This window comes from Rhizobium sp. LEGMi-198b, assembly GCF_054114205.1.
In genome coordinates this window covers 83,425-104,828 of sequence record NZ_JBSYVH010000009.1, presented here as the reverse complement: position 1 = coordinate 104,828, position 21,404 = coordinate 83,425, and the positions used below count along the sequence as shown (strand labels likewise).

Below are 21,404 nucleotides of genomic sequence, written 5' to 3'. Positions count from 1 at the left end.
ACTGTCCTGCCCTTTCGGATCTATGGGATCAGCAGCGTAGTTCCACTCGTTTTTCTTGTTTCCAGATCCGTGTGCGCGCGCCCCGCATCGCTCAACGGATAGGTCTGGTTCACATTGATACGCACTTTGCTGCTTTGCACAACAGCAAATAATGCTTTCGCGCTGGCTCTCAGCTCCTCAGGCGTTGCGACATAGGCGAAAAGGCTTGGCCGCGTGGCGAAAAGCGAACCCTTCTGATTGAGGATGGCGAGATTGAAGTTCTCGATCGGGCCGGACGATTGACCGAAGGTCACCCACATGCCGCGCGGCTTCAGGCAATCGAGCGAATGTGGGAACGTGTCCTTGCCGACCGAGTCGTAAACGACGTCGACGCCCTTGCCGCCGGTAATCTCGCGGACACGATCGGCAAAGCTCTCCTTACTGTAATCGATGACGTGGTCGTAGCCATGCGCCAATGCCAGTTCGACCTTTTCTGCAGAACCAGCGGTGCCGATGACGGTGCCGGCTCCGAGCGCCTTGGCCCATTGGCCGGCGATCAAGCCGACGCCACCTGCTGCGGCATGAAACAGCAGCGTCGTTCCGGGGCCGACCTTGAAGGTGCGGTTCAAGAGGTATTCGGCTGTCATCCCCTTCAGCATCATCGATGCCGCGGTTTCGAGTGGGATATCGTCAGGCACCTTGACCAGATGGCGGGTTTCTATGTTGCGCTCGATGCTATAGGCGCCGTCGCTGCCGACATAGGCGACACGATCGCCGACGGCGAAATCGGTCACGCCCGGCCCGACTTCCGTGATCGTGCCCGCGGCTTCCTTGCCGAGCGGCAGAGGAAAATAGGGTGCCTTGTAAAGGCCCGAACGGAAATAGACGTCTATGAAATTAAGGCCGATCGCAGCGTGACGGATCTGCACCTCGCCGGCGCCCGGAGACGGCAGATCGACCTCCTCGAACTTCATGACATCAGGACCGCCATTTTCGTGGATGCGAATGGCCTTAGTCTTCTTCATGATGCGCAATCCTCATTGACGCCCGAGGGACGGGAAAAACTGCAGCACGGCGCCGATGCAATAGAGATAGATGCCGCTGACGATAAACAAGACAACAGCCCATTGCGGCATGACGAAATGCATCAGCAAAGAGTAAATGCCGAGGGCGGACCAAAGCAGGAATATGCCAAGATTGAGCGGCCGCAGCCGCCTGACGCGCACCGGATGCAAGAAATTGATCGGCAGGAAGGTCAGGACGACGGAGACGCCGACGAGGACCATCGCGGTCGTTGCACTGGCGTCGATGACGAAGAGCGTGAAGACCACCATGTTCCAGACGACCGGGAAACCGGAGAAGAAATATTCCTCCGTCTTCATGCCCATATCGGCATAATAAATGGCGCTGGAGACGACGATCATCCCCGCAGCGACGAAGGACCAGGGCTCGCCGATCATGCCTTTTTCGTAAAGCGCGAAAGCGGGCAGAAGCACATAGGTCACGTAGTCGATGATGTTATCCAGCGTATCGCCGGACCAATTCGGCAACACTTCCTTGACGCTGACCTTGCGGGCGATCGGTCCATCGATGCCATCGACAAGCAGAGCCAGGCCGAGCCACCAGAACATATCGACAAAGCGATGTTCCGCCGCCGCGACAACGCCGAGAAAGGCAAGGAACGAGCCGGATGCCGTCAATATATGTACGGAAAAGGCACGGATTTCCGCGTAAGGCACCCGCTTATAATTGAAGATTTTCATCCGCCCCGTTACTCGCCTGCTTATCTACCTGCCCCGGCAGGCGATTTTTCTTGCTAATATGCACCCTTTACGCGGCGCTGCCAGCGCAAAAGCGTCCATGTACCACAGGCTAGCGCGAGTTCTTGTCATTTTCACCCGCTGCGATGTTTCATCCCATGGATTTCAACAGGCTAAGCGTCTATTTTCAGAAAGAAAGATAATTGAGGCATCGATATGAAGCAGGTTGAAGTGGCCGTCATCGGCGGCGGTCTGGCGGGCATGATCGCGGCGATCGCCTTGGCGCGCGGCGGGCGGGCCGTTGCTCTCGTGGCCCAGCCGCATAATAAGGCCGACCGGCGGACTACGGCGCTGATGGATCAATCGATTCGCTTCCTGGAGCGGCTGGCGCTGTGGGACAGGATTGCGCCTTCGACCGCACCCCTGACCACCATGCAGATCATCGACGGCACGACGCGATTGCTGCGTGCGCCGACCGTCGCCTTTCGCGCCTCCGAAATCGGCCTCGACGCCTTCGGTTATAATATACCGAACGCCGCGCTGCTCAGTGCGCTCAGCGACGCCGTAAAAGCGGAGGGCAACATCACGCTTATCGAGACGGCGGCCTCCGAGGTGACTGTCCGCGATGATGGCGTCACCGTCACCCTCGAAGACGGCGAAACGCTCGACACTGCCTTTGTCGTCGGTGCGGATGGGCGCAATTCGATGGTGCGGGAAACGGTCGGGATCAAGGTCAAGACCTGGTCCTACCCGCAATCGGCCATGGTGCTGAACTTTGCGCATTCGCTGCCGCATCAGAACATCTCGACGGAGTTCCACACGGAAAGCGGGCCGTTCACCCAGGTCCCCCTGCCCGGCAATCGCTCCAGCCTCGTCTGGGTACAAAAGCCGGCGGAAGCCGCTGCCAATGCCGAAAAATCGCTGGAAGATCTCGGCCGCCTGATCGAGGACCGCATGCAATCGATGCTCGGCAAGGTTACGGTCGAGGACAGCGTGCAGGTTTGGCCGCTCTCCGGCATGACGGCCTATCGCTTCGGCAAGGGCCGCACCGCGCTGATCGGCGAAGCCGCGCATGTTTTCCCGCCGATCGGCGCCCAGGGGCTGAACCTCAGCCTGCGCGATATCCTGACGCTCGTCGAAATTCTGGCAAGCCCCACCGGACAGCCGATTTCGGCATCCGCCGGCGACAGTTTCGACCGCCGCCGCCGCGTCGATATCATCAGCCGTACGGCGAGCGTCGATCTCTTGAACCGCTCCCTGCTTTCAGATTTCCTCCCCGTACAAATGTTGCGAGCCGCGGGGCTGCACGTCCTTTCGGCCATTCCGCCACTGCGCAACATCGTCATGCGCGAAGGCATCGAGCCAGGCGGCGGCTTACGCGGTTTTCCATCGATGTTACGGGAAAAGCTGCGCCGGTAAGGCACCGGACTTGATCAAATAAAGCACCAGCGAGACCGTCACGACTGAACAAGCGGTGGTGATTAGGATCGTCGCGGAGGCCCGCTCCTGCCAGACGCCATATTGTTGGCCGATGACGAAGACATTCGTCGCCGTTGGCAGGGCGGCGAGCAATACCGCTGATTCGATCCAAATCGGATCGAAGCCGCCGACTGCCTGCAGCACGACATAAACGACCAGCGGATGCAGAATGAGCTTGGCCGGAACGATGTAGCCGATCTCGGTCGGGACACGCTTCAGCGGCCGCAGCGCCAACGTCACGCCCATGGCGAACAATGCGCAGGGTGCGGCAGCTTGCGCCAGATAGTCGACAAAGTGTTGGAAGGCGACCGGCTGCTGCACCGAAAAAGCAGCGGCGACGAAGCCGAGCGCGGTCGACACAATGAAGGGGTGCAGCAGCACTCTTCTGGCAATGTCGGCGACAAGCCGTCCGGACGATCGCTTGTCGCCGCCCTCGATCGCCATCAGCGCCGGCGCGACGATGAAATGCAGGGCATTTTCAAAGCAGACAATCAGGGCGACAGGAACCGCGGCCTTTTCGCCGAGCGCCAGCAGCGCCAAACCCGGCCCCATATAGCCGATGTTGCCGTAAGCGCCGGCGAAAGCCTGGATCGTGCTATCGGCCAGCGAATTGCGGCGCAGAAAGCATCCGACCAGGAACACTAGCAAAAAGATCAGATAGGTCGCCGCAATATCTGTGACGATGAAATCGGCGCGCGTCAATTGTTCGATCGGCGTTTGCGAGACGAGCTTGAAAAACAAGGCTGGCAGCGCCGCATAGATGATGAAGGTATTAAGCCAGCCAAGCGCCTCGGCCGACTGTTTCGTGATACGCGCGGCAATGTAACCGACCACGATCAGGCCGAAGAATGGCAGCAACAGACCGACAATGTCAGCCATCGGGCATATCCCATTTTGGGTGATTGGAAAGGGACCGGTGTTGCTTAGCCGATTTGCGTCAGGATTGGAAAGGTCTGCTGAAACCAGATCGCCATGTCGCTGACATAACCGAATATAAACGCCAGACCGGTGAGCACCAGAAGCCCGCCCATGACCTTCTCCACCGTGCCGAGATGGCGACGGAAGCGGACAAGAAAGCTCATGAAGGCACCGGAAAAACCGGCAGCGATCCAGAAGGGGATGGCAAGGCCGAGCGAATAGATGGCGAGCAGCCCGGCGCCCGCGCCGATCGTCTCACGCGAAGCCGCAACGCCGAGAATCGCGCCCAGCACCGGACCGATGCAGGGCGTCCAGCCGAAGGCGAAGGCAAGACCCATGATATAGGCGCCTGTCAGCGTCGCCGGTTTGCCGCCGCCCTGGAAACGCGCCTCGCGGGCGAGAATGCCGAGCCGGAAAACGCCGAGGAAATTCAGGCCCATGACGACGATGATCAGGCCGCCTATTTTCGCTAGGATATCGAGATGCTGGCGCAGCAGAATGCCGATCGAGGACGCGCCGGCGCCAAGCGCAATGAACACGGTCGCAAAGCCGAGCGTGAAGAACAGCGCCGAAAACAGGACATTGCCGCGAACGCTTGGCCCGGCCGCGACGGCCGCTCCGCCACCGCGAAATTGCTCGACGGAAATGCCGGCCATATAGCAGAGATAAGGCGGCACCAGCGGCAGCACGCAGGGCGAAAGAAACGAAAGCGCTCCGGCGAGCAAGGCGCTCAGAAGCGAGATATCGGCAAGCGACACGATAGACTCCGGCTATGTCATTCAGCCGTCTTACTAGCGTTGCTGGAGCCGGAAGGCCAATCACCTTTTCGAGGGGCGCGCGAGCGATGCCATTTCATTGATCCTCGGATGAAAAATCGGCCAGGAGGATCCCGCCTGAACCATGGCACTGTACAGCGGCATATACGGATGGCGGAAGCAGTTCACCAATTAGTGCCTTTTTCACATACTGCTAATATCCGAATTTACCTCGCTCGACATGGGCACCATTGTTCCTAATCGTCCCACGATTGCGAGGAGCGTGTTATGGCGTCTGTTGATATGCAGCATTTCGAAGCCTTAGGGATCGAAAATAGCGGTTCCCTTGGCATGATTCCGGTACACGATTCGTCGGCCGGTGCGATGAGGCATAAAGCCGAGTGCGTGTTGCGGCTAAAAGCCGAAGGAAAGTCGATGGACTGCATCGCCCGCGAGGCCGGCGTCAGTCGATCGACCGTGACCAGAATCATGCGTTATGTGGAGCGCGCATCCGCCGGATAATAAGCCGGCCACGGACCAAGTTGCGATTCTTCGGCGCAGCGAATCATATGTCCTGCCGTGCCCACACCTTAAGCTGCTAATTTTACTGTGTTTTTGGTGAGAGCGATGGGATTCGAACCCATGACCTACTGATTAAAAGTCAGTTGCTCTACCGGCTGAGCTACGCTCTCCCCGTCCGCGGATGATTGCACCCCGGCTGGAAGTGCGCGGAACATATGCAGACGCCCTATTGCGGTCAACCCATAAAATAGCGGTTACGACGACGTACAACGCTTTTCCGCATGTCGAAGTGGTGAGAGCTGCCTGTCTCGATGCGCAAATCGGAAAGATCAGCATTGGACGCCGCGTCTTTCTTCGCGAAAAAAGCAAGGATTGGTCGTTTTGATGATAAGAAACCGCAGAATTCCTCAATTTAAGGATTATCTTATAGGTTATACCTGCCTTTTCGGGAGATTTGCCGCACACCTTTAGAGTGGCAACTACGCTTTTCTCATTCAAATGACTGACTCGGCAATCACTGCCTCAGAATGTTACCACGGTATGATAGGATGATTTTTTGAATGCTTGACGCCTGAATTCTTGAGACATCAGTTCTGAATCAGGTTGAGGCCGGCACTGGGTCGGGGACGCCAATGAAGCAGAAATCCGAACTCGATAAATGGTGCAAGGCACAGGAGCAATTTCTGCGTTTCCATCTGCACTGTTTGAAGCAGGGCCGCATTCGCGTACACGCCGTCGAAAACAACCGGTTCATCGACACGACCGATGAAGTCGCCGAGGAGCTGAGAAAACAGCTTGCCGATCTCAGGGCTTGCTTCGCCACGTCGGAACAACGGTAACATTCTTCCTTAATAACCGGGATCTGCACGCCAGCGACTCTGATCGCAACCCAGACGCAATTGTTTGCGGCCCGAATCGCTTTTGGTGTATATCGAAATTTATTGGCAACCCGCCGATTCCCTCAGGAGGATTTCTATGGAAGACGCACACGTCGGTTGGATCGCAGCAATCATCATTGGCGGCTTCGCAGGCTGGCTCGCCGAAAAGCTCATGGAAAGCAACATGGGCCTTATCATGAACATCATCCTCGGCATTGTCGGGGCGATTGTTGCTAGCTGGCTCCTGGGAATCCTGCACATCGCATTGCCGTTCAACGCATGGATCAACTATCTGATCACCGGCTTCATCGGCGCCTGCATCCTGATTTTCGTCGGTCGGTTGATCAGACGATAGGCGCCCGCTCAGCGAGCAAAATCCGTCAGGACAGAGATAGTCAAGGGGAAGACGGGGATATCTCGCCTTCCCTTTTTTATTGTATTTATGTGACATTTTGGCTTTCACAACCCTTTTCAACCTCGCCCGCAGCCCTAGCTTTTGTTGGTAGACGGAAGAGGAGGTTGGAAGCATGACCCAAAGCGCCAATCAGACGCCGGGCCGGAAGGTAATACGCGGTCGCCCCTACAGCATCGCCGAATTCGCACGAAAGTATCGCCTCGATGACAAGGAAGCCAAGCGGCTCTTCGACAAGTTCGGACCATCTGCTACGGAACTGGATTTGCTGATGGCTGCCAAGCGGAAGCCGCCCAGCCTTTCTTCCGCAATCGGCTATTGATCCCCTATCACGGCTAGAGAATGCCGGGCTCTCTCGCCCGGCCCTTTGACCGGTTGACTCCACCAAATCAGAACTTCGACAGGTCCGCTCGCCAGCACCTTCCCGATACGGGAAAGACTTTGCTGCGAGTTCGCCCGACTGCAGCAGGCATTCCACGTGAGCACGATCGTTCGACCGGAGTGCAAATAGGCTACGCCTGCATCGCCCTTGCCTGATATATCACAGTCGCTTGCCATCGCGGCAACGACATGCCAACTTTTGATGTATCAATGGAATCATCCGGGAATGCAGAATTCGCAAAGCCACCGCGCCTATCTCGCCCTCGAGCATCGGATCGTTACGCTGGCGCTGAAACCGGGTGCACTGGTCACGGAAAAGCAACTGATCGAATTGGCCGGCCATGGGCGCACGCCGGTGCGCGAGGCAATCCAGAAGCTGGCATGGCAAGGGCTGATCCATGTACGGCCGCGCGTGGGATTGCAGATCGCGGAGATTCGGCTGGCAGACCATATGCATGTCATGCAGGTCAGGCGCGAACTCGAACCGATCGCCGCGTCGCTGGTCGCCAGCCATGCCACTGAGGAACAGCGGGAACAACTGCTCGAATGCGCCCGGCTGATGACCGAGTGCGCCGCAACGCGCGATCTGCCGGGCTTCTTTGCCGCCGACAAGACGTTTGATGAAATTCTCGAGGATGCCTGTCCGAACGGCTTCATCACGGCCGCACTTGGGCCAGTGCAGACCCATTCACGTCGGCTCTGGTATTCGACCGCGACGCCTGACGGCATGGACCGCTCGATCGCATTGCATGTCAGCGTCATCAGGGCGATCCATGGGGGCAACAGCGAAGATGCCCGCAAGACGATGGCGGCTCTGATCGATTATCTCAGCGACAGATGAAAAAGGCGGCCTCGCTGTCGAGACCGCCTTGCCTATTCCGATATCCGAAGGTTCAGAGAGTGGTTCAGCCTTTCATGGGAACGCAGAACCGCTTTATCTTTTTTGCAATCCCGGATGGAAAACGGCCTTAGCCGACGAAGGCGCGTTCGATGACGAATTCGGCCGGCTTGCTGTTGGCGCCCTCGCTAAGACCTGCCTTCTCAAGCAGATCCTTGGTATCCTTCAGCATGGCGGAAGAGCCGCAGATCATGCCGCGGTCGATCGCGGGATCCAATGCGGGAACGCCGAGATCGGTGAAAAGCTTGCCGTTTTCGATGAGATCGGTAATGCGGCCCTTGAAGGGAAACTCTTCGCGGGTGACGGTCGCATAATGGCGCAGCTTGTCGCCGACGACTTCACTCAGGATTTCATCGTTGCGAATTTCCTCGACGAGGTCGAAGCCGTATTTCAGCTCGGCCACATCGCGGGTCGTATGGGTGAGGATCACTTCCTCGAACTTCTCGTAGGTCTCAGGGTCGCGGATCAGGCTGGCGAAGGGGGCGATACCGGTGCCGGTCGAGAACATATAGAGCCTTCTGCCAGGCGTCAGCGCGTCGAGCACCAGCGTACCCGTCGGCTTCTTGCGCATCAGCACCTCGTCGCCCGGCTTGATGTTCTGCAGATGCGAGGTCAGCGGACCGTCCGGAACCTTGATCGAGAAGAATTCAAGCTCGTCGGCCCAGGCGGGGCTCGCGATCGAATAGGCGCGGTAAAGCGGCTTGCCGTCGACCATGAGGCCAATCATCGCAAATTCGCCCGAGCGGAAGCGGAAGCCCTGCGGCCGGGTCATCGTAAAGCGAAAGAGCCGGTCGGTATAATGTGTCACGCTCAGTACCTTCTCGGCAAAGACGCCGGCGGGCACTGCGGAAACAAACTCTTCGGTCTTGGCAGGGGCGTTCATTCGGTATCGGATCCCGTATTCGTCGTACACGTCATTCTTGGCAGGCTGCGTTTTGCGAGGCTGATATTATAATATAGCCCCGATTTAAAGGCATTCTATTCCATCCCACGGCGCCGGCATAAAATATGCGTGTTCCGGTCAGGATTCACGCATCATGTGAGCCGTATATACCAAGAATGCGGCAATCCGATGTATTTCGCATTGCCGGCATCCCTGGGCTAGAAGCCGAATTAGGCCGTTTTAGCCGCCTTACGGCGCCAACTAAAGGCTTGGCCATCTTCGGCTTGCCGGGCGGTCGGCTGATAGTGATGCGGAATGCCCGGAAGGCGCTGCTCCGAAAGCCTCTTCAGCGCCGTCTCGTTGGTAACCGCAAAACTGTCGATACCGACACGCAGCATCAACGGAATCTGGTCGATCAGCACATCGCCGACCGCACGCAGCTCATTGGCATAACCAAGGCGCTGACGCAGCAGCGAAGCATGGCTGAAGGCGCGGCCATCGTTGAAAGCCGGAAACGCTACGGCGACGATCTCCAGGCGGGAGAGATAGGGCTCCAGCCGCGTCACATCGTCAGCCGGCTTGATCAATACGCCAAGGCCGACATCGTTGCTTTCCTCGGCCTTGGCAATCAAGGCATCGAGGCCAAGCAGAGGCTTCTGCTCTTCGGTCGCCTTCAGCTCATCGGTCTCGATGATCCAGAGATCGTTTGCGACAAAACCGGTTTCCCGCCAAATCTTCGTCATGGCCATCTCCTTACGCCGCTTCAGCCGCAGCCGAGCCGTAGAGCGCGTCCTTGAAAGGCTGCGGTCCGACGCGGCGATAGGCGGCGAGGAAGGTTTCAGAGGGTTCCAGGCGCAGGCCGAGATAAGTATCAACGATCGTCTCGATCGCGTCGGTCACCTTGTCCGGCTCAAAGCCGCGGCCGATGATCTCACCGATCGAGGTATGCTCGTCGCCGGAACCGCCAAGCGTGATCTGATAGAGTTCCGCACCCTTCTTCTCGACGCCGAGCAGGCCGATATGGCCGACATGGTGGTGACCACAGGCGTTGATGCAGCCAGAAATCTTGATCTTCAGCTCACCGATTTCGGCCTGACGCTCGGGCGAACCGAAGCGCTTGGAGATTTCCTGCGCGACCGGGATCGAACGGGCATTGGCGAGAGCGCAATAGTCCAGCCCCGGACAGGCGATAATATCCGTGATCAGACCGGCATTAGCCGTTTCGAGACCGGCGGCGACCAGACCGCGATAGACGGCCTCGAGATCGGCCAGCGCCACATGCGGCAGGATCAGATTCTGCTCATGGCTGACGCGGATTTCGTCGAAAGCATATTCTTCGGCGATGTCGGCGACCACGTCCATCTGCGCATCCGAAGCATCGCCCGGAATACCGCCGATCGGCTTCAGCGAGATCGTCACCATGCCATAATCGGGGTTCTTGTGCGGCTGCACATTCTGCTGCACCCAGCGGGCAAAGTCCGGATCGGCTTTTTTCCAGCGGGCAAGGTTTTCCCAGCCTTCGGCACGCTCGGGCAGAGCCGGCGGCGCGAAATAGGTAGTGATCGCCTGAACGTCCGCTTCGGGAAGCTTCAGTTCCGTGTCCTTCAGCTTCGCGAACTCGGCCTCAACCTGGCGGGTCAATTCCTCAGCCCCGGTTTCGTGCACGAGGATCTTGATGCGGGCCTTGTATTTGTTGTCGCGGCGGCCGTGCAGATTGTACACGCGCACGATGGCGGTCGTGTAGGACAGCAGGTCTTCTTCCGGCAGGAAGTCGCGGATCAGCTTGGCGACCATCGGCGTACGGCCCTGCCCGCCACCGACGTAGACGGCAAAGCCGATTTCGCCCTTGTCGTTCTTCTTCAGATGCAGGCCGATGTCGTGCACCTGGATCGCGGCGCGGTCGCGCTCGGCGCCGGTGACGGCAATCTTGAACTTGCGCGGCAGGAAGGAGAACTCCGGGTGGACCGAGGACCACTGCCGCAGGATTTCCGCATAGGGACGCGGGTCGGCGACTTCGTCAGCGGCAGCACCGGCAAAATGGTCGGCCGTGACATTGCGAATGCAATTGCCCGACGTCTGGATGGCGTGCATCTCGACGGAAGCGAGGTCAGCAAGCACATCGGGTATATCGGACAGCTTCGGCCAGTTGAACTGCAGATTCTGGCGGGTGGTGAAATGGCCATAACCGCGGTCATAGGTGCGCCCGATATGGGCGAGCATCCGCATCTGGCGTGAGCTCAGCGTGCCATAGGGAACGGCGATGCGCAGCATGTAGGCATGGAGCTGCAGATAGACGCCATTCATCAGGCGCAGCGGCTTGAACGCATCTTCCGAGAGTTCACCCGAAAGGCGCCGCTGCACCTGATCGCGGAACTGCGCAACCCGTTCCGCAACAAAGGCGTGGTCAAATTCGTCGTAACGATACATGATTTCCTCAGACTGCAATAAATTCCGGATCGGCCGCGGCATAGCCCGGCGCGTATTCCATAGTGGGACCTTCGGCGCGGATGCGCTCGCGCAGGCGCAGCGGCCAGAGCTTGCCGCCGGTTTCCTGGATCTCGATCAGAGCGACATCGACAACCTTGTTGTCGGCATAGGCCTGCTTGCCGATCGCCTCGAGCGCGGCTTCCGCCTCGGCATGACGAGCGACCAGCGCTCCTTGCAGCGAGGTTGCCCACTCACCATTGGCATTCCACCAGACGGCAATGCCATCGGTCAGCCGGTTTGCGGTCAGAACCTTGTCGACCATGGATCAGCTCCTTGCAAATTCTTGAGCAGCGGTCTCCTGACGGACCAGCGGCTCGGACTGTTCGAAATTGGCGCCGGCGACGGCATCGCCGATGATAACCATGACCGGACCGCTCAGCTCATCGCGATGCTCCAGGTCCGGCAGATCTTTCAATGTGCCGTGCATCAGGCGCCGGTCGCGGCGGCTGGCGTTCTCGATGACGGCAACAGTGGTCTCAGGCGGAAGCCCGGCGTCCATCAGGCGGCCAGCAACGGATGCGGCGACCGTACGGCCCATATAGACGGCGATGGTCGCGCCGGATACGGCGAGGCTTGCCCAATCCGGCAGAACGTCGCCGGTCAGGTCGTGACCAGTGGTGAAGACCAGCGATGAAGCGACGCCGCGCAGTGTCAACGGCAGCTCGAAATCGGCAGCCGCAGCAAAGGCCGAGGTGATGCCCGGAACGATCTCATAGGTAACGCCAGCGGCACGCAGGGCAGCCATCTCTTCGCCCGCCCGGCCATAGACCAGCGGATCGCCGGATTTCAGCCGCACAACGCGCTTGCCGTCGCGGCCAAGCTGCACCAGCAGATCGTTGATCTCTTCCTGGGATTTGGTATGGCAGCCCTTGCGCTTGCCGACGGAAAGACGCTCAGCGTCACGGCGGCCCATATCGACAATCGCCTGCGGGACGAGCGCGTCATAGACGATGACATCGGCTTCCATCATCACGCGCTGGGCGCGCAGGGTCAGCAGATCTTCCGCGCCAGGACCGGCGCCGACCAGCCACACATGGCCCTCGACCTTATGCATCGAGCACAGCAAGCTGTCTGCAGCGCGTTCCGCCTGCAGCAAATGGCCCGCACTGACGGCGTCGGCAACCGGACCGGAAAAGAAGCGGCGCCAGAAGACGCGGCGAGCGACGCCGCGTGGCACGAGACAATCGACGGATTTGCGATAGCTCGTCGCCAGTTCCGCGAGCTTGCCGAGCGAGGGCGAGAGTATCTGATCGATCTGCGCGCGGATCATCTGCGCCAGCACGGGGCCGGCGCCTTCGGTACCGATCGCAACGGCCACAGGGGCACGATTGACCAGCGCCGGGGTGTAAAAATCGCAATAGTCCGGCTGATCGACGGCGTTCGCCGGAATTCTTTCGGCGCGGGCGGCATCAACAATAGCGCGATCGGCTTCGGCATCGCCAGTGGCGGCGAACACGAGGGCAGCGCCCTGGACCTGATCCGGCGAAAAGGCTGCACGCACCGTCTCGATGCGGTTGGCAATCAGGAAGGAGTGATAATCGGCCTCCGGCGTCTGCGTATAGGCGACGATCTTCGCCTGCGTGTTCATCAGCAACCGCGTCTTGGCAAAGGCTTCATCACCATTGCCGAAGACAGCCGCGATCCTTCCTTCCACGCGAAAGAAGGCGGGAAACACCGAAAGCTGTTGAGTCCTGGGAGGCATTATCATTCCACTTCGAGATTGCCCGAATATCACCTTACCGGCCAGGAGATTGAAGAAACAGAAATTCTAATGCTCCGCCGAGTCCGTATTCTTTTGCTCGACATCTGTCCGATTTGAGCAAAACTCACCAGTCAGTCAGAATAGCATAAATACAGGAAATCCATAGACTTTTAGGACTTCTTGCTATCACGGATATTCCTATTGCCTGTGGCAAATGGAGTCCATACGTCATTTGCGCATTCCGCAGGGCCGACGATGCCGTTAAGATAGGGAAAAAGTTTCGGAGTATGCTGCTTGTCCGCCAGTACGATCGCCCCTCGCCTCCTCGATGTGATGGAACACGATATCCTGCCATTGACGCAAAGGGGCGTTGCTGCCGGAAACAAGGTGTTCGGCGCTGCGATCCTGCGCAAATCCGACCTGTCGCTGGTCATAGCCGAAACGAACAACGAACTCGAAAATCCGCTTTGGCATGGCGAAGTGCATGCGTTGAAGTGCTTCTACGAACTCGGCGAGAAGCCTGCGACCAAGGAGCTGATCTTCCTCTCCACGCACGAACCTTGCAGCATGTGCATGTCGGCAATCACCTGGGCCGGTTTCGATAATTTCTATTACTTCTTCAGCCATGAGGATTCCCGCGACGCCTTCGCGATCCCGCATGACCTGAAGATCCTGAAAGAAGTCTTCGGACTGGAACCGGGCGGCTATCGCCGGCAGAACGCCTTCTGGAACAGCTTTGCCGTCGCCGATCTCGTCGAAACCGAGGCGGACCCGCTGAAGGCGGCACTCAAGGAACAGACGGCGCGCATCAAGGCCGCCTATAACGCGCTCTCTGATAGCTATCAGGCGACCAAGAGCGACAACGACATTCCACTGAACTGAGATAGACAAGACTATAGAGGCCCCGATGGAAGCATCGAGAGACATATCCCGCCTGATCGAAATCATGGCGGCGCTGCGCAATCCCGAGACCGGTTGCCCCTGGGACATTGTCCAGACCTTCGAGACCATCAAGCCCTATACGATCGAGGAAGCCTACGAGGTTTCCGATGCGATCGAACGCAGGGATATGGACGATCTTTGCGAGGAGCTCGGCGATCTCCTGCTGCAGGTCGTTTTCCACGCTCGCATGGCCGAGGAAGCGGGCGAGTTCTCCTTTGGCGATGTGGTGGAAGCCATTACCCGCAAGATGATCCGCCGGCACCCGCATGTCTTTGCCGTCTCCGGCGCCGACACGCCCGACGCTGTGAAGCTGCAATGGGAGGAGATCAAGGCGGAAGAGAAGCGCGAGCGCGCCGAGCGGCGGGCGCGGCGGGGTATTGCCGAAGATTTCAAAACCGGTTTCCTCGGCTCGGTGCAGCGCACATTCCCCGCTTTGACCGAGGCCCTGAAATTGCAGGAACGCGCCGCCAAAGTCGGATTCGACTGGTCAGCACCCGAGCCGATCCTCGACAAGATCGAGGAGGAGATCGATGAATTGCGGGTGGCGCTTGCGAGCGGCGACAAGGCCAAGGTCAGCGACGAACTGGGCGACCTGATCTTCGCCGTCGTCAACATCGGGCGGCATGTGAAGGCAGACCCGGAGCAGTCATTGCGCGGCACCAACACGAAGTTCCGCCGCCGTTTCAATCACATCGAAACGACACTTGCCGCCGAAGGGGAAACCCTGGACGGCGCTTCTCTGGAACGGATGGAAGATATCTGGCAGGCGGCGAAGGCGATCGAGCGTCAGCTCGCTGAATAGAGCAAATCCAGGAAAAGTGCGAAGCAGTTTCCGTCCGGAATTACAGAAAAGACAAAGGGATAGAGCGGCTCTGCGAAAAGCTGAACCGCTCGAGGCTGCCTATTCCCAATCCTCGCGCTGCGGCTTCGGGCCGTTGCCCATGCGCCGCTCCAACTCCGCGGCTTCCGTCTCAGTCAAGCGCAGATCCAACGTGATCGTGCCATCCTCGTTGTCTTCCCGGTTATCGACGATGGCGTGATTGTAGAGCCAGGGCAACAATGCCAGCTTGTCGACGGGCAGCGTGATCGCCGTCTCGGTCAGGACACCGGAAAGCCGGCGGCTGATTTCGTTCATCAGGCGATCGACGCCCTCACCGCTCCTTGCCGAGACCGCGATCACGTTTTCGGCGGTTGATGCCTTCTGGACGATGGCATCGTGCGCCTCCGGCTCCAGTCGATCGATCTTGTTCCAGACCTCGAGGATGCGCTCCGCCCCTTCCGCCTCGCCAATGCCGAGATCGCCGAGGATGCGCATGACATCGGCGCTCTGCGCTGGGTTGTCGTCATCCGAAAGATCGCGCACATGCAGGATCAGGTCGGCTTCCAGGACTTCTTCCAGCGTAGCGCGAAAAGCGGCCACCAGATGGGTCGGCAGGTCGGAAATGAAGCCGACGGTATCGGAGAGGATCACGGTGCGGCCATGCGGCAGCTTCATGCGCCGAAGCGTCGGATCGAGCGTCGCAAACAGCATGTCCTCGGCCAGGACGCCGGCGCCGGTAATTCGGTTGAACAGCGTCGATTTGCCGGCATTGGTATAGCCCACCAATGCCACGATCGGGTGCGGCACCTTCTTGCGCTTGGCACGGTGAAGCTGACGGGTGCGCACCACTTGTTCCAGCTCGCGCTCGAGCCGGATGATCCGCTCCTGCAGCATGCGCCGGTCGGCCTCGATCTGGGTTTCACCGGGGCCGCCCATGAAGCCCGCACCGCCGCGCTGGCGCTCAAGGTGGGTCCAGCTTCGAACCAGCCGGCCTTTTTGGTAATTCAAATGCGCGAGATCGACCTGCAGCGTGCCTTCCTTGGTGGAGGCGCGGCGGCCGAAGATTTCGAGAATGAGACCCGTGCGGTCGATGACCTTGGCGTTCCATTCCTTCTCGAGGTTGCGCTGCTGTACCGGCGTCAGCGGATGATCGACGATCACCAGGCCGGCGTTAAATTCATCGAGCAGCGCGCGGATTTCCTCGATCTTGCCTGTGCCGAGAAGCGTCGCTGGACGCGGATCGCTGATCGGCACGATCGAGCCATTGACGACGTCCAGGTCGATGGCAAGCGCCAGACCCTTGGCTTCTTCGAGCCGGCTTTCGGGGGAACGTGTAGTCGTCGCCGCACCATCTGCCTGCGCGGTGCGCGATGCGCGCGCCTGCTTCAGGACAGGCACAATGACGACAGCATGCGTATCATCCCGATGCTTTGCTGTTTCCGGGATGATGGAATCGTTTTTCGTATCGCGTGTCGTGATAACGGCAAATCCTAGTTAGGATGCGACTTCTTCGCTCTCGAACATCTGCATCGGTTGGCCAGGCATGATCGTCGAGATCGCATGCTTGTAGACGAGCTGAGAATGGCCGTCTCGGCGCAGCAGGACGCAGAAATTGTCAAAAGACGTAACAACGCCCGTGAGCTTTACGCCATTGATCAAAAAGATTGTGAGTGAAATCTTTTGCTTGCGAACAGTATTGAGAAATAGGTCCTGCAAGTTCTGAGAACGTTCCGCCATCGCGCCGCTTCTTTCTTTTTTGCCGGCCTAAGCCGGTGAAATATCAAGGTATACTGAGACCCCGGACAGGAGATACCCTCATTCTCCCCTCTCCAGCGAATGTTGGTATCAAATCGCAGTCTTTTCCGCAACGTCGAAAAAGGCTTCGCGAATTTTCTGCGAAACGCTTCCCGGATGACCGTTGGCGATCGTCTCGCCATCGATGGCAACCACGGGAAAACAAATGCTTGTGGCCGCCGTGATGAACACTTCGCGCGCCGCCATCATCTCCTCGACGGAGAAAAACCGCTCGACGATGGGAAGCTCCAATTTCGCGGCAACGTCGATCAGCGTCGTGCGCGTGATGCCGCGCAGAATGCCGTGCTCGGCCGGACGCGTGACCAGGTTGCCATCGGAATCGACGATCCAGACGTTGGTCGCAGCCCCCTCCTTCACCATGCCGTTGTGATCGATATAGATGGCTTCCTGCGCGCCGGCTTCCTTGGCCTGCTGGCGAGCCAGCGCGTTCGACAGAAGCCCGACCGACTTGATGTCGACCCGATCCCAACGGTTGTCGCGCACGGTAATCGCCTTGATGCCATTGGCATTTTTCTTGGCGATGATGGACGGATCGGTGCTCTTTGCGGTGACGACGATCGAGGACGGCGTCTCTGGGGCCGGGAAAACATGATCACGCCGGGCAACACCGCGCGTGATCTGCAGATAGAAAAGGCCGTTGCGGACATGATTGCGGCGCAGAGTCTCGCGAATCACATGGATCAATGCCGCGCGGCTCATCGGCCAGGCGATGCGCAGCTCGCCGAGGGAGCGGTTGAGACGGTCGAGATGCCGGGTCAGATCGACGATCAAGCCGTGACGGACCTCACAGACCTCGTAGACGCCGTCGGCGAATTGATAACCGCGATCCTCCACATGGACCATCGCGTCGCTGTGCTTGACGTAACGGCCGTTCACATAAGCTATTCTCGGCATGACGGACCCTGAGCAGAATTTTGTGAGGATATGAAGGATTTGCGTGGCAGATCGTCACCGCCGCGCAAATGATTTCAGACGCCGAGCGACTTCAGCTTGCGATGCAGCGCGGAACGCTCCATGCCGACGAATTCGGCCGTGCGCGAAATATTGCCGCCGAAGCGGTTGATCTGGGCAATCAGATAGTCGCGCTCGAACATTTCACGCGCTTCACGCAGCGGCAACGTCATGATGTGATAGTCGTTCTTGGCGGAGACCTTCGGCAGCATGTCGCCAAGATCGGTCGGCAACATCTCCGCCGTAATCGGCGTATCCGGGCCATCGGTGCGCGCCAGGATCATCAGGCGTTCGATATTGTTGCGAAGCTGGCGAATATTGCCCGGCCAATCATGCGCCTGCAGCACCGCCATGGCGTCGTCGCCGATCCGGCGCGAGCGGATGCCGGCCTGCTCGGAAATCTGCCGCATCAACTGATCGACGAGGAATGGAATATCCTCGCGCCGCTCGGCGAGAGCAGGCACCCGCACCGGCACCACGGCCAGGCGATGGTAGAGATCTTCGCGGAACAGGCTTTCGGCAATCCGGCTTTCCAGATTGTAGGCCGTCGACGATATGATGCGCACATCGACCTTCACCCGCTTCGAGCCGCCGACGCGCTCGAATTGCTGATCGACCAGCACGCGCAGGATCTTGTTCTGCGTCTCGCGCGGCATCTCGCCGACTTCGTCGAGATAGAGGATGCCCCGATGCGCCTCTTCCAGCGCGCCGATCTTGCGTGGCTGGCCGGGCGAACCCTCGGTCCCGAACAGGGCGATCTCCATGCGTTCGGGCGTGATCGTTGCGGCATTCAAGGCGACGAAAGGACCATTGGCGCGCGACGACTTCTTGTGAATCATACGGGCCACCAGCTCCTTGCCGGAACCGGAGGGGCCGAAGATCATCACGCGGCTATTGGTGGGAGAGACCTTGTCGATGGTCTGGCGAAGCTGCGAAACGGCAACCGACGTGCCGATCAGCTCGACGGCATCACCGGTGCGGCGCTTGAGCTCCGAGACCTCGCGCTTCAGCTTGGAATTTTCCAGCGCCCGTTCGGCGATCAGGATCAGCCGGTCTGCCTTGAACGGCTTCTCGATGAAATCGAAGGCGCCGCGCTTGATGGCGGAGACGGCGGTTTCGATGTTGCCGTGGCCGGAGATCATCACGACAGGCAGCTCCGGATGCCGTGTCTTGATCTCATCCAGCAGCGACAGGCCGTCGAGCTTGCTGCCCTGCATCCAGATATCGAGGAAGATCAGCCGCGGCGCGCGGTCGGAGATCGCCGCCAAAGCGCTGTCGCTATCAAACGCGGTGCGAGTCTCATGCCCCTCATCCGAAAGAATTCCCGAAACGATTTCGCGGATATCTTCCTCATCATCCACCACGAGAATATCAGATGCCATATACGCTTTCCTTGTCACTTGCTGTCTGGGCGACGGCGGCCTGCTCACGACGCGGCAAATGCACGCGGATCATGGCACCCCTGCCCTGGTCGAAATCGGCGGGAGCATCATGCAATTCGAGCTGCCCGCCATGGTCTTCAATGATCTTCTTGACGATCGCGAGACCGAGGCCCGTCCCCTTCTCGCGCATCGTCATGTAAGGTTCGAGAATGCTGTGCCGATTCTCGACCGGCAGGCCGCGGCCATTGTCGATGACGTCGACCGTAAAGCGATCGCGCTCAGCATCCAGGGATGAACGTACAAGGACCTTAGGCTCCTCGCGGGTCTCGCCGCTCGGCACGCCCTCGATCGCCTCGACGGCGTTCTTTATGAGATTGCCGAAAGCCTGACCCAGCATGCGCGTGTCAAACATGCCTTCCAGTCGCTCGTCCCCGAGTTCGCGCTCGAACTTGACGTGATTGTTGCCCATTTCGCGTAGGAACACCGCGTCGCGCAGGATGTCGCGCAGATCGCTCGGTTCCATCGTCGGTTTCGGCATGCGGGCAAATGACGAGAATTCGTCAACCATGCGACCGATATCGCCCACCTGGCGGATGATCGTGTCTGTGCATTGATCGAAGACCGGACGATCGGCCTCGGCGATATTCTTGCCGAAGCGGCGGCGGATGCGCTCGGCGGAAAGCTGGATCGGCGTCAGCGGATTCTTGATCTCATGCGCGATACGGCGGGCAACGTCGGCCCAGGCGGTCGAGCGCTGGGCGATGACCAGATCGGTGATGTCGTCGAGCGTGATGACATAGGATTCGTTCGCGTCGCGCGATTCCTCGCGCGTCACCTGAACGCTCAGCGTCCGCACCGTGCCGCCGCGCACCAGGCTGATCTGCTTGCGGAAATCATTGCGATGCCGGGTCGTCGCTTCCGTCACCACCTGCTCGACCTCAGGGGCTATCTCCGCCAGGTTCTTGCCGACAAGCTCATCGCTCTTCAGGGTCAGCAGCTCTTCGGCAGATGTGTTGGCAATGGTGATGCGCCGGTCGTGTTCGACGCCGATCACGGCCGCAGTGACGCCGGAGAGCACTGCTTCGATGAAGCGGCGGCGGTCATCCACCTCGTCCTTGGCTTCAAGGATCTCGTCGCGTTGGGTGCGTATCTCCGCGATCATCTTGTTGAAGGTGCGCGACAGGCTGCCGACGTCGCCATCGGCCGCGCGCACCGGCACCAGCACATTCATGTTGCCGGAGGCGACATTGTCGGCTGCACTGATCAAAAGCCGGATCGGCCGAACGATGCGGTCGGCAACCGCGATCGCGGTCCAGATCGCCGCCAGAAGCACGATCAGCGCAAAGCCGATATAGAGCACGGCAAAGGCGATCTGCAGGGACATGCGTCCTGCTTCCATCGCCTTGTATTCGGCCGTGTTGTCTTCGACCATGCGCATCGCGTTCATGACGCGCGGATCGACGGCCCGGACGGTATAGAGGAAGGAGCCGGGAATCTCGTCCAGTTTGAGGATGGCGCCGACGAGGTTGGTCACTCCGGGCGGTATGAGCGTCGGCTGGCCGTCCGCGGAGGCGTCGAGCGCATCCTTCGGAATGGCCGGCAGCGGACGCTCAGTCTTGATGTCGGCCTGAACGATCGCGCTGCCGTCACGGCGCACCAGAAACGCGCCCAGCAAACCGCGGCCCTTGGCCTGGCGGGTCATCAGATCCGCAAAACCGGTGCGGTCGAGGCTGTAGAGCGTGCGATTGCGCTCCAGATCGTTCGCCATGGAAACGGTCTGGCCCTGCAGGTAGCTGGCGTTCTCCATCAGGTAGGCTTGGGCGACATTCTGCGAGGAACTGATGATCTGCTGCGTGCGCAGCGCAAACCAGCGGTCTAGGCCGACATTCAGCGTCAAGCTGGCGACAATGGCCACGAGGATCGCCGGGGTGATCGCAACGATGGAAAAGAGAACGACGATGCGGATATGCAGACGCGCCGCCGCGCGGCCGCGACTGCGCGCTTTCACAAGGCGCGCAACTTCGCGTGCGATCAGGGCGATCAGCCCCAGAACGAACAGGCCGTTGATCACAACGGAGGTGAAGACGACAGAGGATGTAGGGGCAATCGGTGTCAGCCCCAGAAGCATCAGAAGCGTCGCAATCGCGCACAAAAGCGCGCCGCCGGCCAAGATCAGGCCAGGGAGGGCGAAGGATGCTCGACGGTCCGTCACTTTGACGACCGCCTCGTCGCTCGCTTGCGGCGACACCGCGTCCTGCTTCATTCCCATCGTCTCCGGGCCCAGGCGGCGGTCGGCGCCTTGGCCAAAATTGCATCAGCACCGTTTTGGCAGCAGCAGGAGTGACAGGCAAAGGTGGGAACCGTCATCCGGCCTCGCGCTCGACGCAAAACCTCCGCTTCAAATCATTGGAACAATGAACTGAAACTGCTGAACAATTTC

At 59.3% G+C, this 21,404-nt stretch carries 22 protein-coding genes and 1 tRNA gene; 8 read left to right on the top strand and 15 right to left on the bottom strand.

Annotation, left to right across the window (positions count from 1 at the left end; genetic code table 11):
* Positions 1-20: 20 nt before the first annotated feature.
* Complete coding sequence (locus tag ACXHXG_RS28145; RefSeq protein WP_104823031.1) at positions 21-1,004, bottom strand: quinone oxidoreductase family protein; 984 nt, start codon at positions 1,002-1,004, stop codon at positions 21-23.
* A gap of 12 nt (positions 1,005-1,016) precedes the next feature.
* The gene (gene pcsA / locus ACXHXG_RS28140; RefSeq protein ID WP_104823030.1) at positions 1,017-1,742 is read right to left on the bottom strand and encodes a phosphatidylcholine synthase; all 726 of its coding nucleotides are present in this window, start codon (positions 1,740-1,742) and stop codon (positions 1,017-1,019) included.
* 213 nt (positions 1,743-1,955) lie between these two features.
* On the opposite strand from pcsA, the gene ACXHXG_RS28135 reads away from it, so the two are divergent.
* Positions 1,956-3,158: a UbiH/UbiF family hydroxylase gene (locus ACXHXG_RS28135; protein WP_457901445.1), complete on the top strand. Its 1,203-nt coding sequence runs from the start codon at positions 1,956-1,958 to the stop codon at positions 3,156-3,158.
* Here the strand turns inward: ACXHXG_RS28135 and ACXHXG_RS28130 are convergent.
* Together ACXHXG_RS28130 and ACXHXG_RS28125 are read right to left on the bottom strand one after the other, a co-directional pair.
* Positions 3,135-4,097 carry an AEC family transporter gene (locus ACXHXG_RS28130; RefSeq protein WP_457901444.1) on the bottom strand — a complete coding sequence of 321 codons (963 nt, stop codon included), beginning with the start codon at positions 4,095-4,097 and terminating at the stop codon, positions 3,135-3,137. The two genes, ACXHXG_RS28135 and ACXHXG_RS28130, sit on opposite strands and share 24 nt — an antisense overlap.
* Positions 4,098-4,141: 44 nt before the next feature.
* Positions 4,142-4,894 (bottom strand): cytochrome c biogenesis CcdA family protein, encoded by a 753-nt coding sequence (locus tag ACXHXG_RS28125; RefSeq protein ID WP_457901443.1) that lies wholly within the window; start codon positions 4,892-4,894, stop codon positions 4,142-4,144.
* Between the two features lie 285 nt (positions 4,895-5,179).
* Between ACXHXG_RS28125 and ACXHXG_RS28120 the strand changes: the two genes are divergently transcribed.
* On the top strand, positions 5,180-5,413 hold the full coding sequence (locus ACXHXG_RS28120; protein ID WP_104823026.1) for a helix-turn-helix domain-containing protein: 234 nt from the start codon (positions 5,180-5,182) through the stop codon (positions 5,411-5,413).
* Positions 5,414-5,507: 94 nt separating this feature from the next.
* Here the strand turns inward: ACXHXG_RS28120 and ACXHXG_RS28115 are convergent.
* A tRNA-Lys gene (locus tag ACXHXG_RS28115) sits at positions 5,508-5,583 on the bottom strand.
* 462 nt (positions 5,584-6,045) lie between these two features.
* On the opposite strand from ACXHXG_RS28115, the gene ACXHXG_RS28110 reads away from it, so the two are divergent.
* From ACXHXG_RS28110 to ACXHXG_RS28095, 4 genes are all read left to right on the top strand, one after another.
* Positions 6,046-6,252 (top strand): hypothetical protein, encoded by a 207-nt coding sequence (locus tag ACXHXG_RS28110; RefSeq protein ID WP_283050324.1) that lies wholly within the window; start codon positions 6,046-6,048, stop codon positions 6,250-6,252.
* A 136-nt stretch (positions 6,253-6,388) separates the two neighbouring features.
* Positions 6,389-6,646, top strand: coding sequence for a GlsB/YeaQ/YmgE family stress response membrane protein (locus tag ACXHXG_RS28105; protein ID WP_104823023.1), 258 nt, complete (start codon positions 6,389-6,391; stop codon positions 6,644-6,646).
* Between the two features lie 172 nt (positions 6,647-6,818).
* The gene (locus ACXHXG_RS28100) at positions 6,819-7,025 is read left to right on the top strand and encodes a hypothetical protein (protein WP_104823022.1); all 207 of its coding nucleotides are present in this window, start codon (positions 6,819-6,821) and stop codon (positions 7,023-7,025) included.
* Positions 7,026-7,310: 285 nt separating this feature from the next.
* Positions 7,311-7,925, top strand: a complete 615-nt coding sequence (locus ACXHXG_RS28095; protein ID WP_104823021.1) for a GntR family transcriptional regulator — start codon at positions 7,311-7,313, stop codon at positions 7,923-7,925.
* 127 nt (positions 7,926-8,052) lie between these two features.
* On the opposite strand, the gene ACXHXG_RS28090 is transcribed toward ACXHXG_RS28095, so the two are convergent.
* The 5 genes from ACXHXG_RS28090 to cysG all read right to left on the bottom strand — a co-directional run bounded on the left by ACXHXG_RS28090 (position 8,053) and on the right by cysG (position 13,054).
* Positions 8,053-8,865, bottom strand: a complete 813-nt coding sequence (locus ACXHXG_RS28090; RefSeq protein ID WP_104823020.1) for a ferredoxin--NADP reductase — start codon at positions 8,863-8,865, stop codon at positions 8,053-8,055.
* Between the two features lie 230 nt (positions 8,866-9,095).
* Entirely contained in the window at positions 9,096-9,608 is a 513-nt protein-coding gene (locus ACXHXG_RS28085; protein ID WP_457901442.1) for a DUF934 domain-containing protein, read from the bottom strand.
* A 10-nt stretch (positions 9,609-9,618) separates the two neighbouring features.
* Positions 9,619-11,292 (bottom strand): nitrite/sulfite reductase, encoded by a 1,674-nt coding sequence (locus ACXHXG_RS28080; RefSeq protein WP_283050317.1) that lies wholly within the window; start codon positions 11,290-11,292, stop codon positions 9,619-9,621.
* 7 nt (positions 11,293-11,299) lie between these two features.
* Positions 11,300-11,614 carry a DUF2849 domain-containing protein gene (locus ACXHXG_RS28075; protein WP_104823017.1) on the bottom strand — a complete coding sequence of 105 codons (315 nt, stop codon included), beginning with the start codon at positions 11,612-11,614 and terminating at the stop codon, positions 11,300-11,302.
* A gap of 3 nt (positions 11,615-11,617) precedes the next feature.
* On the bottom strand, positions 11,618-13,054 hold the full coding sequence (gene cysG, locus ACXHXG_RS28070; protein WP_457901441.1) for a siroheme synthase CysG: 1,437 nt from the start codon (positions 13,052-13,054) through the stop codon (positions 11,618-11,620).
* A 294-nt stretch (positions 13,055-13,348) separates the two neighbouring features.
* Here cysG and ACXHXG_RS28065 point away from each other — a divergent pair, with 294 nt between their 5' ends.
* Both ACXHXG_RS28065 and mazG read left to right on the top strand, forming a co-directional pair.
* Positions 13,349-13,936 (top strand): nucleoside deaminase, encoded by a 588-nt coding sequence (locus tag ACXHXG_RS28065; RefSeq protein WP_457901440.1) that lies wholly within the window; start codon positions 13,349-13,351, stop codon positions 13,934-13,936.
* A 25-nt stretch (positions 13,937-13,961) separates the two neighbouring features.
* Entirely contained in the window at positions 13,962-14,798 is an 837-nt protein-coding gene (gene mazG, locus ACXHXG_RS28060; RefSeq protein ID WP_457901439.1) for a nucleoside triphosphate pyrophosphohydrolase, read from the top strand.
* Between the two features lie 99 nt (positions 14,799-14,897).
* Here the strand turns inward: mazG and hflX are convergent, their stop codons facing one another.
* From hflX to ACXHXG_RS28035, 5 genes are all read right to left on the bottom strand, one after another.
* Positions 14,898-16,262, bottom strand: a complete 1,365-nt coding sequence (gene hflX, locus ACXHXG_RS28055) for a GTPase HflX (RefSeq protein WP_457901504.1) — start codon at positions 16,260-16,262, stop codon at positions 14,898-14,900.
* Between the two features lie 48 nt (positions 16,263-16,310).
* Positions 16,311-16,553 carry an RNA chaperone Hfq gene (gene hfq, locus ACXHXG_RS28050; RefSeq protein ID WP_007693481.1) on the bottom strand — a complete coding sequence of 81 codons (243 nt, stop codon included), beginning with the start codon at positions 16,551-16,553 and terminating at the stop codon, positions 16,311-16,313.
* Between the two features lie 108 nt (positions 16,554-16,661).
* The gene (locus ACXHXG_RS28045; RefSeq protein ID WP_457901438.1) at positions 16,662-17,525 is read right to left on the bottom strand and encodes a D-amino-acid transaminase; all 864 of its coding nucleotides are present in this window, start codon (positions 17,523-17,525) and stop codon (positions 16,662-16,664) included.
* A gap of 74 nt (positions 17,526-17,599) precedes the next feature.
* On the bottom strand, positions 17,600-18,964 hold the full coding sequence (gene ntrX / locus ACXHXG_RS28040; RefSeq protein WP_104823011.1) for a nitrogen assimilation response regulator NtrX: 1,365 nt from the start codon (positions 18,962-18,964) through the stop codon (positions 17,600-17,602).
* Complete coding sequence (locus ACXHXG_RS28035) at positions 18,954-21,227, bottom strand: sensor histidine kinase NtrY-like (RefSeq protein ID WP_104823010.1); 2,274 nt, start codon at positions 21,225-21,227, stop codon at positions 18,954-18,956. The genes ntrX and ACXHXG_RS28035 overlap by 11 nt, the downstream gene beginning before the upstream one ends.
* Positions 21,228-21,404 lie beyond the last annotated feature (177 nt).